We start from the raw sequence: 14,714 nt of genomic DNA, 5'->3' as shown, positions 1-14,714 counted from the left end.
TTCACAGATGAAGGCCGGGCGACGGATGCGCGGCCTTCATATCGTCGATGAACGCTTCGACGATCTCCGTCCGATGCTGCCGCATGCGCGTCACCATGTGAAACGCAACGCGGTAGCTCATCTGCTGCGAGTTCAGCGCGGCAAGCAAACCTTCCTTCACATACGGCGCGGCGAAGTGCCCCGGCAGATAGCCGAGGTGATGTCCGGACAGCACCAGCATCGCGACGGCTTCCATATTGTCGGCGACGGCCGTGACGTTGTGCGGCGTCGCGGACGCTTCGGCTTCGGGCAGCGGATAGCTGCGCCATGCCCATCCGTGTTGCGCCGCTTCTGCAGGCGACACATTGCCTGCTTGAGCGAACAGCGGATGCCCGTTCGCGCAATAAGCAAACTGTTCCTCGGAAAAGATCTCCGTATACTCAAGTGACGGCACGCGATGCCAGAAATATCCAATACCCATCTGAATCCGTCCGCTCAGCAGCAGTTCTTCGAGCTCACCCGGCGAGCGTACGAGAATCGAGAAATGCACGGATTCGTCGCGAGCGCGGAAACGGGCAATCGCATCGCTGATTCGCGCACTTTCTGACACCGGCGTATGGCCGATCATGCCGATTCCGAGCGTGCCGACCAGCTTTCGTCCGACGTTTCGCGCCTGCACGCCGAACGCATCGACGGCGCAAAGCAGCGTGCGCGCCGCATCGACGAATTGCTCGCCTCGCGCGGTCAGGCTAAAACCGCTGCGGCCGCGCTCGCACAGACGGTAGCCCAGACGCGTTTCAAGTGTCGATAACTGGGTGCTGATCGTCGATTGGCCGACGTTCAATGTAGCCTGAGCAGGCGAAACGCCGCCCGCGTCCACGATGGCCAAGAACACGCGGATGAGGCGCAGGTCTAGATCGGTGAGTTGCGAGAACATACGGCAGGATACATCGGTAGCGATCGATGTGAAGTTTATTCCGTCGGCATTTTATGTTCGCCGGAACTGCACAAGAATAAGCAATGCCCCGGCGTCGCACGCCTTGCGACGGCTGGATTCGACGCTTTCCCAAGATGCTGTGCCTTTTCATTGGCGAACCACGATGAATACTTCCTCGAATTTCGTATCCCCGGATCTCACGGAGCGGCCGCAGCCGTTGTCGGGCAACGCGATGCCGCGCTCGGGCGGGATCGCCACGATGATGCGGCTGCCGAACGTGGGCTCGGCGCAAGGGCTGGATGCGTGCTTCGTCGGCGTGCCGTTCGATCTGGGCACGTCGAACCGCACGGGCGCGCGCTTCGGCCCGCGTCAGATTCGCGCGGAATCGGTGCTGCTGCGTCCGTACAACATGGCGACGCGCGCCGCGCCGTTCGATTCGCTGCGCGTCGCCGATATCGGTGACGTTGCGATCAATCCGTACAACCTGCTGGATTCGATCGCCCGGATTGAGCGTGCTTACGACGAAATCCTGCAACACGGCACGAAGCCGATCACGCTTGGCGGCGACCACACGATTGCGCTGCCGATCCTGCGCTCGATTCATCGCAAGTACGGCAAGGTCGGGCTGATTCACGTCGACGCGCACGCGGACGTCAACGACACGATGATGGGCGAGAAGATCGCGCACGGCACGCCGTTTCGCCGCGCGGTCGAAGAGGGCTTGCTGGATTGCGACCGCGTCGTGCAGATCGGGCTGCGCGGCACGGGTTACGCGGCGGAGGACTTCGACTGGTGCCGCGATCAGGGCTTCCAGGTCGTGCAGGCCGAGTCGTGCTGGAACCAGTCGCTGGTGCCGCTGATGTCGCGCGTGCGCGAGCAGATGGGCGATGGTCCCGTCTACATCACATTCGATATCGACGGCATCGATCCGGCGTTCGCACCGGGCACGGGCACGCCGGAGATTGCGGGACTGACGGTGCCGCAGGCGCTCGAAATCATTCGCGGCGCGCGCGGGCTGAATATCGTCGGCTGCGATCTGGTCGAGGTCGCGCCACCGTACGATCCGTTCGGCACCACGGCGCTGCTCGGCGCGAATCTCGCGTTCGAATTGCTGTGCGTGCTGCCGGGCGTCGAGTATCGGCCGGCGACACGTTAATAGCGCATCAACGATGGCGCCTGCACGGCGCCGCATCCGCACGGACGATTCATGCAATCGTCGAGACAACGCCCATAACGCCCGTTATGGGCGTTGTCGTTTCTGCCGTTCGTTGCGCGGCAATTTGCCCGCGTCAGCCTTTTTAAGAATAGTGAGCTTCAGATGGGCGTGCCGCGCCGGTAGGCTACGCAGGGTTCGGCGCGCGTTCGACCCGAATTCTCTGATAAATCGTAAAGCGCGCCGCCTGAACCGGCTGCGTATGCGGCCGCCATCCGAAAACGTCTCTCGCAGGATCCAGTCATGTACGGCGATTTGCAGCAGAATCCCGAGCCCGCGGTCGAACCCTATTCAAGCGCAGCCTCTTTGTATGGCAACGGGCGTTTTGGCGAAGCGCTATCGCTGCTCGAAGCGCTGCTGCAACGGCATCAGACCGACGCGCAGGTTCTGAATCTGGCCGCCGCATGCTGTCTGTCTCTCGACCGCCTGGACGACGCGCAGACATACTGGCGCCGCGCGATCGATGCGAAGCCCGACTACTGCGATGCGCATAGCAACCTCGGTGTCGTGCTCAAGGAACTCGGCCGCCTGACGGAAGCCGAGGCGTGCTATCGACGGGCTCTGGCTATCGCGCCGGACCATGCGGGCGCGTACGTGAACCTGGGGCGCCTCTTCGTCGAACTCGGCCGTCCAGCCGATGCAGAGCAGGCGTATCTGCGCGCGATCGAATTGCATCCCGGTGACAGCGATGCGTATCTGAATCTCGGCGTGCTGTATCAGGATCAGATGCGCTTATCGGAGGCCGTGGCAGCATACAGAAATGCACTTTCGGCCGATCCGGGTTCAGCCAGGGCGCACTTCAATCTGGGCGCAGTTCTCAAAAAGCAAAAGCGTTTCGACGAAGCCGAAGCCTCATATCGACACGCCGTCGCGCTTCGCCCCGATTATTTCGAGGCGAAGATCAACCTCGCGCATCTGCTGCTGATGGTCGGACGGCTGGAAGAAGGATGGGCGCTGTTCGAAACCCGCTACGACGCCGCCTGGCCGCAGCGCAAGATCGCGCCGCCGCCCGTCGATTTTCCGATCTGGCGCGGCGAGCCGCTTGCGGGCAAGTCGCTGCTCGTGTGGCCCGAACAGGGGCACGGCGACAGTCTCCAGTTTTGCCGCTACCTGCCGATGTTGAAGGCGCAAGGCCTCGCGAAACTGAGCATCGCGTGCTCGCCCGCGCTGCGGAGTCTGTTCGAAACGATCGACGGCATCGACGAATGCATTCCGCTCGATGGCGAGCACGACATTGCGCAGCACGACTATGTGTGCCTGACGATGAGCCTGCCGCATCGTCACGGCACGACGCTCGCGACCATTCCCGGCGCGACGCCTTATCTGCGGGTGCCGTCGTCGCGCGCGGCAAAATGGCGGGGGCGTTTGCCCGAAGGCAACATCAAGGTCGGTCTTGTCTGGGCTGGCGATCCGCGCCCCGACCAACCGGCAATCAATGCGGTCGACCGCCAGCGCTCGCTCGACGCGCACGCCTATGTTCCATTGCTGCGCGTACCGGGCATCACGTTCGTCAGCCTGCAGAAGGGCGCGTTGACCCAGCCGCAAATCAATACTCTGCCGCCCGGGCTGCGCCCATTCGATCCGATGCACGACGTCCACGATTTCGCGGACACGGCAGCCATCATCGAGCAACTGGATCTGGTGATTACCGTCGATACATCGATCGCGCATCTCGCAGGCGCGCTGAACAAGCCCGTGTGGATTCTGTCGCGCTACGACGGCTGCTGGCGCTGGCTGCACGATCGCGACGAGACGCCGTGGTATCAGAACGCCCGTCTGTTCCGTCAGACGCGCCACGGTCACTGGGACGATGTGATCGAACGCGTGACGCACGAGCTCGAACACTTCGCCAATCAGCTTGCCGCCGAACGCTCGATGACTCGCGACGAGCGCTTCCTCGCTGCCGTCGATCACTACGAGAACCAACGCTTCGACGAGGGCCTCGCGCTGCTGCGACTGTCGATCGAAACACATCAAGCCGATGCGCGCATGTTGAACCTCGCGGCGGGATGCTCGCTCGCATTGGGCCGCGCATCCGATGCTGAAACATATTTGCGACGCACGCTTCAGATCGATCCGACCCATGCCGACGGGTACAACAATCTCGGTGTCGTGCTGCGTGAGCTCGGCCGGCCCGACGAAGCGCAACAGGCGCACCAGCAGGCGATCGCGGCGAACCCGGACCATGCGGGTGCGCATATCAATCTCGCGCGCCTGCTGGAGTCGCTTGGGCGCGTGCACGAAGCCGAAGTTGCCTATCGGCGCGGCCTCGATCTCTACCCCGGCCACGCCGATACGCACAACAACTTCGGCGCGATGCTTCAGAGGCAAGGACGCATGCCGGAAGCCGAAGCGTGCTATCGCCGGGCGCTGGCGATCGAGCCGGATCTGGCGAACGCGTGCTTCAATCTCGGCATCGTGCTTCAGTCGCAAAAGCGTCATCGCGAGGCGGAGGCTGTCTATCGCCGCGCGCTGAAGGGCGAGCCGCACATGCTCGAAGCCAGGCTCAATCTGGCGCATCTGCTGCTCGCTAGCGGGCAATACGTCGAAGGCTGGCAGCTCTTCGAGTGCCGCTACGACGACGCGTGGAAAGCGGACTCCGTCAAGCGCCCGCCGCTGCCGTTCGCGCAATGGCAAGGCGAAGCGCTCGATGGCAGATCGATCGTCGTGTGGCCCGAGCAGGGTTATGGCGACTCGCTGCAGTTTTGCCGCTATCTGCCGATGCTCAAGCGGCTTGGCGCCGCGAAAGTGACGGTCGCGTGCCAGCCGGGGATGCAAAGTCTGATCGAGGGGATCGAGGGCGTCGATGCGTGCATCGCGAAGGACGTACACGCTACGCCGCCTCACGACTACTGGTGTCTGATGATGAGCTTGCCGCACCGGATGGGCACGACGCTCGACAGCATTCCCGCGACGATGCCTTATCTGAGTGTGCCGCCCGCGCATCGCTCGCGATGGGCAGGGCGGCTGCCGAAAGGGCAGAAGGTCGGACTCGTATGGGCGGGCGATCCGCGCCCCGATCAGCCGTCAGCAAACGAAGTGGACCGCCGCCGTTCGATCGATGCTCTCGCTTACCTGCCGTTGTTGAGCGTGCCGGGCATCACATTCGTCAGCTTGCAAAAGGGCAAGACGACGCAGCCGCAGATCGACACGCTGCCGCCCCATCTCCGTCCGTTCGACCCGATGAACGATGTGCACGATTTCGCGGACACGGCGGCCATCATCGAGCAACTGGACCTCGTGATTACCGTCGATACATCGGTCGCGCATCTCGCAGGCGCGCTGAACAAGCCGGTATGGATTCTGTCGCGCCACGATGGCTGCTGGCGCTGGCTACATGATCGCGACGATACGCCGTGGTATCCGAACACGCGGTTGTTCCGTCAGCGGCAGCCAGGCGAGTGGGGCGAGGTGATCGGGCGCGTGAGGCTCGCGCTCGAAGCATGGCCGGCACGCGAGCGCATGCCGGCCTGAATCCGCGAGCGCGCTTACGCGTACGCCTGTTTGCGCGTCGACACGAACGCGAGATAGCACAGCCCGCCGATCGCCAGCGCGGGCAGCGTCGCGCCGAGATTCGGCAGCCACTGGTTGATCGCCTGATACGCGGCAATGCCGATCGCCCACGCGATGAACGCGCTCACGTGCCAGCCGCCCGAGAAACCGTAGCGGCCTTGCGTATCGGCGAGCGAGCCCGCGTCGATGCGGCGCTTGCGCACGATGAAGTGATCGACCAGCACCACGCCGAACAGCGGCGCGAATACCGAACCGATCAACAGCAGGAAGTTCTGATACTTCGCCATCGGCACGGCGAGCGCGATCAGCGTGCACAGCGCGCCGAACGCGGCGGACAGCAGCGGCACGCTCGCGCGAGTCCAAAACGTGCCCGTCGAGACGGCGGCCGAGTGCACGTCGGCGAACGCATTGTCGATTTCGTCGATCAGCACCAGCAGCAGCGCGAGGCCGCCGCCCGCTTGCGCGAGCGCGGTCGTCAGCAGCGCATCGCCGCCGCCTGCCGTCAGCCCGTACACTGCGCCGAGCGCGTAGAACCAGATGTTCGCAATGCCATAGCCGAAGATCGTGCCGCGAAACGTCTCGCCCGCCTTGCGGCCGAAACGCGTGTAGTCGGCGATCAGCGGCAGCCACGACAGCGGCATCGCGACGACGAGGTCGACGGCGCTGCCGAACGGCATCTCGCCATTGCCCGGACGGCGCATCAGCGCGCCCAGATCGTGCTGCGCGAGCACGGCGTAAGTCAGCCAGGCCGCGCCCGCGAGCAGCAGCCAGATACCCCACGTGCGCAGGAAGCGCCGCACGAACGACAGCGGGCCGCTGATCGCGAGCAGCGTCGCGAGCGCGCCGAAGATCAGCGTCCAAACGAGCGGCGCTGAGAAGCCGAAGGCCTGCTTCGACAGTGCATCGGCGGAATCGCGCATCACGATCACTTCGAACGCGCCCCAGCCGACCAGCTGGATCATGTTCAGCACGGCGGGAATCGACGCGCCGCGCACGCCGAGCGTCGGACGCAGCGACGACATCGCCGCCAGCCCGGTGTCGGTGCCGATCACGCCCGCGAGCGCGAGCAGCACGACGCCGATCACGCTGCCGATCAAAATGGCGCCAAGCGCGTGCGGCAGCGAAAGGCCGGGTACGAGCAGCGCGCCAGCCTGCGCGACCAGCAGGCCGATGCCGAGTGAAAACCACAGTGCGAACGCGTCGCCCGTCTTGAACGCGCGGCGCGAATCCGGCACCGGCTTGAGCGGCGCGTAGGTCGAACCGGCCTCGCCGGTGATGGGATCTTGAGCCATCGAATCTGTTTCCTGTCTGTCGTTGTCGTGGTGGCGGCCGTGTTCATCGCCGGCTTGCGGTACGCGCCTTGCGGGCCGCGCCTATGAGAAACCGCTTATGGCATTTGCCGCAGGCTCCGTCGCGCGCCGGCTGTCATAATGCACAACCCTGCATGCGCCGTCTTTCGCCGGATGACGGTTCGAAACGGCTGCATGCCGTTATAGGCAAGGCCGTCGCGCGCCGTTTCGTGCATCGCGACGGTTTATACCCGAAAAGCCGAGATTATCCCCAAAACGCCATGTTTGAAGAAAACCGCGCCAATGTTCCCCTCGCCGAGCGCCTGCGGCCCCGCAGCATCGACGAAGTCATCGGGCAAAAGCATCTGCTGGGCCCGAACAAGCCGCTGCGCGTCGCGTTCGAGTCCGGCGAGGCGCACTCGATGATCCTCTGGGGCCCGCCGGGCGTCGGCAAGACCACGCTCGCGCGTTTGATGGCCGACGCGTTCGACGCGCAGTTCATCGCGCTGTCGGCGGTGCTTTCGGGCGTCAAGGACATCCGCGAGGCCGTCGAAACCGCGCAGATCCATCGCGCGAACGGCCATCAGACGCTCGTGTTCGTCGACGAAGTCCATCGTTTCAACAAGAGCCAGCAAGACGCGTTCTTGCCTCACGTCGAATCGGGGCTGTTCGTGTTCGTCGGCGCGACGACGGAAAATCCCTCGTTCGAGGTGAACAGCGCTCTGCTGTCGCGGGCGGCCGTCTATGTGCTCAAGAGTCTCGATACGGACGAGCAGCGCGAACTGCTGGACCGGGCGCAACAGGAACTCGGCGGCTTTACGTTTACCGAAGAAGCACGCGATGCCCTGATCGGTTCCGCCGACGGCGACGGCCGCAAGCTCCTGAACAACATGGAGATCGTCGCGCGCGCGGCGGCGCGGCAAAAGAAGACCGAGATCGACGGCGAACTGCTCGCCAGTGCGCTGTCCGAAAACCTGCGCCGGTTCGACAAGGGCGGCGACGCGTTCTACGACCAGATCAGCGCGCTGCACAAGTCGGTGCGCGGCAGCAACCCGGACGGCGCGCTGTACTGGTTTTGCCGCATGCTCGACGGCGGCGCGGATCCGCGTTACCTGTCGCGGCGCCTCGTGCGGATGGCGTGGGAAGACATCGGGCTCGCCGATCCACGCGCCGCGCGCATCGCGCTCGACGCCGCCGAGACCTATGAGCGCCTTGGCACGCCCGAAGGCGAGCTGGCGCTCGCGCAGGCGGTGATCTACCTGGCCGTCGCGCCAAAGTCGAATGCCGGCTACAACGCGTATAACGCGGCGCGCAGTTTCGTCGGCAAGGACCAGTCGCGCGCAGTGCCCGTCCACCTTCGCAACGCGCCGACCAAGCTGATGAAGGAACTCGGCTACGGCCACGAGTATCGCTACGCGCACGACGAGCCCGACGCGTACGCGGCGGGGGAAACCTATCTGCCCGATCGGATGCGTGAGCCGCGCTGGTATCAGCCGACGCCGCGCGGGCTCGAAGGCAAGATCGGCGAAAAGCTCGCACGCCTTGCCGAACTCGACGCGCAATGGCGCAACGAGAACAAAAAGAAAAGCTGAGCCGGGCTTTTCATCCGACTCGATCAGGCTGCCGGCCACCCGCGCCGGTGCGCTAAAATCGCCATTCACATCACGAACAGTTGCCCCATCCCATGCTTGACATCCAGCTGCTGCGCAAAGATATCGACGGCGTCGCGAAACGCCTCGCCGATCGCGGCTATGCCTTCGACGTCGCGGCGTTCTCCGCGCTCGAAGCCGAACGCCGCGCCATCCAGACCCGTACCGAAGAATTGCAGGCGAAGCGCAACAGTCTGTCGAAGCAGATCGGCGCGATGAAAGGGCGGGGCGAGGACACGTCGGCCGTGATGGCCGAAGTGGGCGGCATCGGCGACGAGATGAAGGCGTCGGCCGTACAGCTCGAAGACATCCAGACGCGCCTGTCGGATCTGCTGCTCGGCGTGCCGAATCTGCCGCACGAAAGCGTCCCCGTCGGCAACGACGAAACGCAGAATGTCGAGGTGCGCCGCTGGGGCGCGCCGCGCCAGTTCGACTTCGAGGTGAAGGATCATGTCGATGTCGGCACGCCGCTCGGCCTCGACTTCGAGACGGGCGCGAAGCTGTCGGGCGCGCGCTTCACGATGCTGCGCGGACAGATCGCGCGCCTGCATCGCGCGCTCGCGCAGTTCATGATCGACACGCATACGCAGCAGCACGGCTACACGGAAATCTACACGCCGTACATCGTCAATCCTGAAATCCTGTTCGGCACAGGCCAGCTGCCCAAGTTCGCCGACGATATGTTCCGTGTCGAGAAGGGCGGCGGCGAACACACGGTCACGCAGTATCTGATCTCGACGTCTGAGATTTCGCTGACGAACACGGTGCGCGAGAGCATCGTCGATACGAACGAGCTGCCCATCAAGCTGACGGCCCACTCGCCGTGCTTCCGTTCGGAAGCGGGCTCGTATGGCCGCGATACGCGCGGCATGATCCGTCAGCATCAGTTCGACAAGGTTGAGATGGTGCAGGTCGTGTCGCCGGAAACGTCTTATGACGCGCTGGAGCAGATGGTCACGCATGCGGAAGCGATCTTGCAGAAGCTCGAGTTGCCGTATCGCGTCATTACGCTGTGCACGGGGGACATGGGCTTCTCGGCGGCGAAGACGTATGACCTCGAAGTGTGGTTGCCGGCGCAGAACACCTATCGCGAGATTTCGAGTTGCTCGAACACCGAGGCATTCCAGGCGCGCCGCATGCAGGCGCGCTACCGCAATGCGCAAGGCAAGCCGGAGCTCGTGCATACGCTCAACGGTTCGGGGCTGGCTGTGGGCCGTACGCTCGTCGCGGTACTGGAGAACTTCCAGAACGCGGATGGATCGGTGACGGTGCCTGTGGCGCTGCGTCCGTATCTGGGCGGCGTCGAGCGCCTGGAAGTCCCGGCGGCCTGAGGCAGCTTGCGCTTTGCCGATCGAGCCAGGCTCTTTTCAACTTTCTGCGAAAAAGGGCTTGGTTTTCGAAAACAGGTGTTCTATAATCTTCGTCTCACGCAAGCAGCGACCCGCTTAGTGTGAGGCGACAAGACCACCTTGGTGGCAAGTCAAAGAATCAGGAAAGGTGGCAGAGTGGTCGAATGCGCCGGACTCGAAATCCGGTATACGGTTATACCGTATCGTGGGTTCGAATCCCACCCTTTCCGCCAGATGTAAAGCGAAACAGGCCCTTCGGGCCTGTTTTCGTTTGCGCGCGTTTTTCTGCGCAAGCAATTCAGTTGCACACTCCGCGTGCCTCTTCACCGGGCTTCGCAAATTACAACGCCTCCGCCTGCCTCGCCTATCTTTCTTCTTTTCATTCGCGGCGTTTCTTTGAAGCGCTTTGCGCGAATGTTCGTCTGCACATCGGGTGTCATTCAGGCTCGGTGGGCAGTCTTCTCGTCATCCCACGCACCTGCACAAAACAAATGGTACGGTCGTTGCGTAATCGAAGGGCGTCTGCCAATCACAATTGGAATCCACGATGACGAACCCCGATCGCGATGAAAGCAAACGGCCGAAAGACCCTGCCGAAATCCCGCCGAACGAGCTCAACAAGCCAATCGGCGACGCCATACCTGCACCCGTCGAGCCCGGCCTCGATCAGCCATTGCCCGAGAAGCCGAAGACAGAGGACGAATCATTGGACGAACCGATAGGCGATGACGATCCGCCGCCCGGTGTGCCTCCCCCTGGACCGTCCGATTTCGCATGAGATCGCTTTCTGTTCATCCATTCTTCCGGCCTCATTCCGGCGTCATTCCGGCTTCAATCAGCGGCCCGAAAAGTTCGACAAAATGCGCGATCGTTTCGGGCCGCGTATCAAGATTCCCCGCCAATAAGTACACCCCTCAGATTCCGACAATCGCCCGGCATTCCTTTACTACCGCGTACTTTGTGCATACGATGAAGTTGCACTTTTTTCCGCCCGCCGACACACGCACGAGTAAAAAATCGACTGCGATCATTGACAAAAAAGTGATGCGGAAATATTCGTAGTCCACAAGAGGATTTGAATACCTCGCTGGCGGCAGCGTCGTTAAGTGTTTGCCGCAAATCATTGTGTTTATCGACCGACGAGCTGCATTAGTACAGATGTTTGTCACGGTTTGATGCGTGAAGGCAGAGGCGTCGCAGGCCCGAAGCTGCGTCGTCGCCCGGTTGCGTTGCTAACAACAATGAAGGCGCCTGCGTTGTCACGGCTTTACGGTGCAAGCGCCCTCGAGGAACGGTGAGCTATGCACATCGCTATTTCTGCTGTCACGGTGGTAGCGGCTGCAATCGTCGTCTGGTGGTCGCTGCATCCGCGCCGCGTCGCGGCGCATCGCGCCGGGACCGTCGCGCACACGCGCAACGGCCTGTTCATTCCGCCGCTGCTCAATCGAATGACGGCCACGGTCGCGCGCTTCAGAGTCACGCGTGGCGCGGCGGGTTTCTGGTTTGCGGCGCAACGCCAGCCAGGCGCAATGACGGGGCTCGCCGACGTCTTCGAATGCTTGCCCGTCGCGTCCGTCGTCTTCGACGAGCATGGCGTGATCGTCCTCGCGAACGCGCAGGCGGAGCGTCTGTTCGACTATCGGCGCGGCGTACTCGACGGTGCGTGTGTCGGGCTCGTCGCGCCGGCGTTGTCGGAAGAAAGCCGCGCGCACGAACGCCACGCGGATGCGGCCGCCGCGCCGCAAGCGAAACGGCCCGCGGTGACACACACGCGCAATCTTCGCGCGCGTCGCCGCGACGGCAGCGAGTTTCCCGTCGAGATCGCGACGAGCGCCATCCGCTACGAAGACCGCATGATGACGGTCGCCTTCATCACCGACATGACAGAGCGCTTCGAGCTCGAGCGCAACCGGCGCGAGCTGGCGCATCTGACGCGCGTATCGACGATGGGCGAACTCGCGGCATCGCTTGCGCACGAGCTGAATCAGCCGCTTACCGCCATCCTCAGCAACGGCCAGGCCGCGCAGCGCTTCATGGACCGTGAACCGATCGATCTTGCCGAAGTGCGCGACATCCTGAAGGACATCGTCGACGACAGCGGCCGCGCGAGCGAAGTGATAAGGCGCATGCGCGCATTCGTGAAGAAGGAAGAGCAGCAGCAACTCGCGAGTCTGGATGTCGGCGGATTGCTGCGTGATGTGGCGCTGCTCGTGCACAGCGATGCCGTCGCGCGCGGCATTCACGTGTCGCACGTGATCGACGATGGGCTGCCGCCCGTGCGTGGCGACAGGGTGCAACTGCAGCAGGTGCTACTCAATCTGCTGCTCAACGCATTCGATGCCGTGAGCGAGTGCGGTGCGTCCGATCGCGTGGTGGCGCTCTTTGCGCAACCCGATCGCAAAGGCATGGTGCGCATCGCGGTGCGCGACCGCGGTCCCGGACTCACGCCCGACAAGCTGGAATGCATCTTCAAGCCGTTCATCACGTCGAAGCCGCAGGGCCTGGGGCTTGGCTTGTCGATCAGCCGCTCGATCGTGCAGATGCACGGCGGCCGTCTGTGGGCCGAGACCAATGCGGAGCAGGGCATGACGTTCTATGTCGCGTTGCCCGCATCGCGCGATGTCGGCGGCACCGCTGCGCAGGCGGCATCATGAGCGGCCTCGCGAGCGATACGGGAAGCCGCCTCGACAGCGACCCGGCCGCGCTCGTCTATATCGTCGACGACGACCCGTCCGTGCGCCGCGCGCTCACGCGTCTCGTCAGATCAGCTGGGCATGGTGTCGAGGCCTGCGGCTCGGCACGCGAGTTTCTCGAACTCGCGAGTGTCGAGCGCACGCCCGCTTGCGTGGTGCTCGACGTGCAGTTGCCCGACCTGAGCGGACTCGAATTGCAGCGCGAACTCGATGCGCGTCTGCCCATCATCTTTCTGACGGGGCACGGCGACATTGCGATGACGGTCGGCGCGATCAAGGCGGGAGCGACGGATTTCCTCACCAAGCCCGTCCGCGACGACGCTCTGCTGCGCGCCATCGAGCAGGCGCTCGCGCATTCCATCGAAGTGTCGAAGGCGACGCGCGAGCTGGAAGAATTGCGCAGCCGCGTCGGCCGTCTGACGCTGCGCGAGCGCGAAGTGATGAATCTCATCGTGCTCGGCTTGTTGAACAAGCAGGTCGCTTGCGAACTCGGCACCGTCGAGAAGACCGTCAAGGCACATCGCGCGCGGGTGATGCAGAAGATGGAAGTCGGCTCGCTCGCGGAACTGGTGCGCATCGCCGACAAGGTTGCCGTAGCGAACGCTTCGCACAATCACGCCGATCCCGCGCAGGCGCATGCGGGCTCCCCTTCCGCGCACGCCACGAGCGAGGGGATACGGGACCAAGGTCCAATACCGCCGACGCCCGCAGTCTCATAGTCTATTGCTGAAGCGCCATGCATCGTGTGCGTGTGCGTGACGGTCAACGGACTAATCAGCATGGGCACAGACAAACCGTTCGTCGTCGTGGTCGACGACGATGCATCGGTGGGCAGGGCGATCAGGCGTCTGTTGCGCTCCGTCGGGATCGCAGCCGATACGTACACGAGTGGCGACGAGTTTCTCGATGTGCTGTCGGCCACGCCTACGTATCGTCCCGACTGCGTGATTCTCGATGTGCAGATGCCAGGCTCCAACGGTATCGAGGTGCAGCGCCGGCTGGCCGGCAGCGCCGTGCCCGTCATATTCATCACAGCCCACGACGATGCGGGCGTGCGCGAAGCCGCGCTCGCGGCGGGCGCGAAGGCCTATCTGCGCAAGCCCTTCAACGACGTGTTGTTCATCAGGACGGTGTGTGCCGTGCTCGGCATCGCTGCGCCGCTATGAGAGACCCGCGTTCATCCAGTAACTGCGGTGCGCGCACACGCGCATCGCGTGTTGCGCCAGATCGAATTCGCAAGGCGCGGTATTGGACCAAGGTCCAATTGTCTTTGACATGGCGGGCTTCCACACTTGATTGCATCCGCTTCGCGAGGCCGAAGGGCGCATATGGACTGCGCGGGCCGCGCGATGCGTGCGACGCATCGACTCGTATCGATTAAGGGAATCAGATTGAGGAAATCATCATGAGACGAGCCTCCCGAAACGCCTCGACGCTCGCCGCATTGTTGCTGCTGGCAGGCGCGGCAACGGCACAGCAGCCGATCTTCTATCCGGCCAAAGGACAGAGCCCGCAAAAACAGGCAAGCGACATGTCGCAATGCGAGAGCTGGGCGACGCAGAACACAGGCATCAATCCCGCTGTGCTCGCGCAGAACGCCGCCAACCAGGCGCCGCCGCCCGCACCGTCGGGGCAGCGCGTGCGCGGCGCGGCAGGCGGTGCGGCGGCGGGCGCGGCGATTGGCGCGATCGCGGGCGACGCGGGCAAAGGCGCGGCAGCGGGCGCGATCGCAGGCACGATGGCGGGCGGTGTGCGGCAGCGCCATCAGACGGCGGCTGCCCAACAGCAACAGCAGGCCATGCAGCAGCAGACATCGCAGCAGATGGCCACATGGAACCGTGCGCTCGCGGCCTGCATGACGGGACGCGGGTATTCGACGTGATGACACAGCGATCGAAGGGAGCCGCGATGAACTGTCGATCGTACGCGTGGATGTCCGAAGCGAACCATGCTGCCGTCTCGCGCACGCGTCGCGTGATCTCGCGAATCGTGCTGGCGACGGCGCTCGCGTCGGCGGCCTCCCTCACCGCCTGCAAAAAAGCCCCCACGGAACCCCCGCGCCCCACGATCGACGTGACCGTCGTGACGGTTG

General features: G+C 63.7%; 11 protein-coding genes, 1 tRNA gene and 1 pseudogene. 11 read left to right on the top strand and 2 right to left on the bottom strand.

Annotated features, from left to right (window positions below):
• Position 1: 1 nt before the first annotated feature.
• On the bottom strand, positions 2–916 hold the full coding sequence (locus tag J8I87_RS25575; protein ID WP_209934819.1) for a LysR family transcriptional regulator: 915 nt from the start codon (positions 914–916) through the stop codon (positions 2–4).
• 163 nt (positions 917–1,079) lie between these two features.
• On the opposite strand from J8I87_RS25575, the gene speB reads away from it, so the two are divergent.
• Together speB and J8I87_RS25565 are read left to right on the top strand one after the other, a co-directional pair.
• Positions 1,080–2,072: an agmatinase gene (gene speB, locus J8I87_RS25570; RefSeq protein ID WP_209934817.1), complete on the top strand. Its 993-nt coding sequence runs from the start codon at positions 1,080–1,082 to the stop codon at positions 2,070–2,072.
• A 300-nt stretch (positions 2,073–2,372) separates the two neighbouring features.
• Positions 2,373–5,603, top strand: a complete 3,231-nt coding sequence (locus tag J8I87_RS25565; protein WP_209934816.1) for a tetratricopeptide repeat protein — start codon at positions 2,373–2,375, stop codon at positions 5,601–5,603.
• A gap of 14 nt (positions 5,604–5,617) precedes the next feature.
• Here J8I87_RS25565 and cytX read toward each other — a convergent pair whose 3' ends face one another.
• Complete coding sequence (gene cytX, locus J8I87_RS25560) at positions 5,618–6,934, bottom strand: putative hydroxymethylpyrimidine transporter CytX (protein WP_209934815.1); 1,317 nt, start codon at positions 6,932–6,934, stop codon at positions 5,618–5,620.
• A 278-nt stretch (positions 6,935–7,212) separates the two neighbouring features.
• Here cytX and J8I87_RS25555 point away from each other — a divergent pair, with 278 nt between their 5' ends.
• From J8I87_RS25555 to J8I87_RS25515, 9 genes and pseudogenes are all read left to right on the top strand, one after another.
• Complete coding sequence (locus J8I87_RS25555; RefSeq protein WP_209934814.1) at positions 7,213–8,523, top strand: replication-associated recombination protein A; 1,311 nt, start codon at positions 7,213–7,215, stop codon at positions 8,521–8,523.
• A 92-nt stretch (positions 8,524–8,615) separates the two neighbouring features.
• Positions 8,616–9,911 carry a serine--tRNA ligase gene (gene serS, locus J8I87_RS25550; protein ID WP_209934813.1) on the top strand — a complete coding sequence of 432 codons (1,296 nt, stop codon included), beginning with the start codon at positions 8,616–8,618 and terminating at the stop codon, positions 9,909–9,911.
• Between the two features lie 160 nt (positions 9,912–10,071).
• A tRNA-Ser gene (locus J8I87_RS25545) sits at positions 10,072–10,162 on the top strand.
• A gap of 314 nt (positions 10,163–10,476) precedes the next feature.
• Positions 10,477–10,707: a hypothetical protein gene (locus J8I87_RS25540; RefSeq protein ID WP_209934812.1), complete on the top strand. Its 231-nt coding sequence runs from the start codon at positions 10,477–10,479 to the stop codon at positions 10,705–10,707.
• A 523-nt stretch (positions 10,708–11,230) separates the two neighbouring features.
• Positions 11,231–12,583: a two-component system sensor histidine kinase NtrB gene (locus J8I87_RS25535; RefSeq protein ID WP_209934810.1), complete on the top strand. Its 1,353-nt coding sequence runs from the start codon at positions 11,231–11,233 to the stop codon at positions 12,581–12,583.
• Complete coding sequence (locus J8I87_RS25530) at positions 12,580–13,341, top strand: response regulator transcription factor (RefSeq protein WP_209934809.1); 762 nt, start codon at positions 12,580–12,582, stop codon at positions 13,339–13,341. Before J8I87_RS25535 ends, J8I87_RS25530 begins: the two co-directional genes overlap by 4 nt.
• Before the next feature lie 60 nt (positions 13,342–13,401).
• Positions 13,402–13,788, top strand: a complete 387-nt coding sequence (locus J8I87_RS25525) for a response regulator transcription factor (protein WP_209934808.1) — start codon at positions 13,402–13,404, stop codon at positions 13,786–13,788.
• Between the two features lie 239 nt (positions 13,789–14,027).
• Entirely contained in the window at positions 14,028–14,504 is a 477-nt protein-coding gene (locus tag J8I87_RS25520) for a YMGG-like glycine zipper-containing protein (protein ID WP_209934807.1), read from the top strand.
• 26 nt (positions 14,505–14,530) lie between these two features.
• Positions 14,531–14,714, top strand: a pseudogene (locus tag J8I87_RS25515) (hypothetical protein); the annotation flags it as partial.

It is taken from the genome of Paraburkholderia sp. LEh10 (genome assembly GCF_017814945.1).
Classification (GTDB): domain Bacteria; phylum Pseudomonadota; class Gammaproteobacteria; order Burkholderiales; family Burkholderiaceae; genus Paraburkholderia.
The sequence above is the reverse complement of the archived record's forward strand: the minus strand, read 5'-3'. Positions and strand labels throughout refer to the sequence as shown.

What these genes read in the sequence shown, in the direction of transcription:
- cytX (WP_209934815.1), bottom strand. Translation starts at nt 6,934, where the DNA reads ATGGCTCAAGATCCCATCACCGGCGAGGCCGGTTCGACCTACGCGCCG.
- J8I87_RS25575 (WP_209934819.1), bottom strand. Translation starts at nt 916, where the DNA reads ATGTTCTCGCAACTCACCGATCTAGACCTGCGCCTCATCCGCGTGTTC.
- J8I87_RS25535 (WP_209934810.1), top strand. Translation starts at nt 11,231, where the DNA reads ATGCACATCGCTATTTCTGCTGTCACGGTGGTAGCGGCTGCAATCGTC.
- J8I87_RS25555 (WP_209934814.1), top strand. Translation starts at nt 7,213, where the DNA reads ATGTTTGAAGAAAACCGCGCCAATGTTCCCCTCGCCGAGCGCCTGCGG.
- J8I87_RS25520 (WP_209934807.1), top strand. Translation starts at nt 14,028, where the DNA reads ATGAGACGAGCCTCCCGAAACGCCTCGACGCTCGCCGCATTGTTGCTG.
- speB (WP_209934817.1), top strand. Translation starts at nt 1,080, where the DNA reads ATGAATACTTCCTCGAATTTCGTATCCCCGGATCTCACGGAGCGGCCG.
- J8I87_RS25525 (WP_209934808.1), top strand. Translation starts at nt 13,402, where the DNA reads ATGGGCACAGACAAACCGTTCGTCGTCGTGGTCGACGACGATGCATCG.
- J8I87_RS25540 (WP_209934812.1), top strand. Translation starts at nt 10,477, where the DNA reads ATGACGAACCCCGATCGCGATGAAAGCAAACGGCCGAAAGACCCTGCC.
- J8I87_RS25530 (WP_209934809.1), top strand. Translation starts at nt 12,580, where the DNA reads ATGAGCGGCCTCGCGAGCGATACGGGAAGCCGCCTCGACAGCGACCCG.
- serS (WP_209934813.1), top strand. Translation starts at nt 8,616, where the DNA reads ATGCTTGACATCCAGCTGCTGCGCAAAGATATCGACGGCGTCGCGAAA.
- J8I87_RS25565 (WP_209934816.1), top strand. Translation starts at nt 2,373, where the DNA reads ATGTACGGCGATTTGCAGCAGAATCCCGAGCCCGCGGTCGAACCCTAT.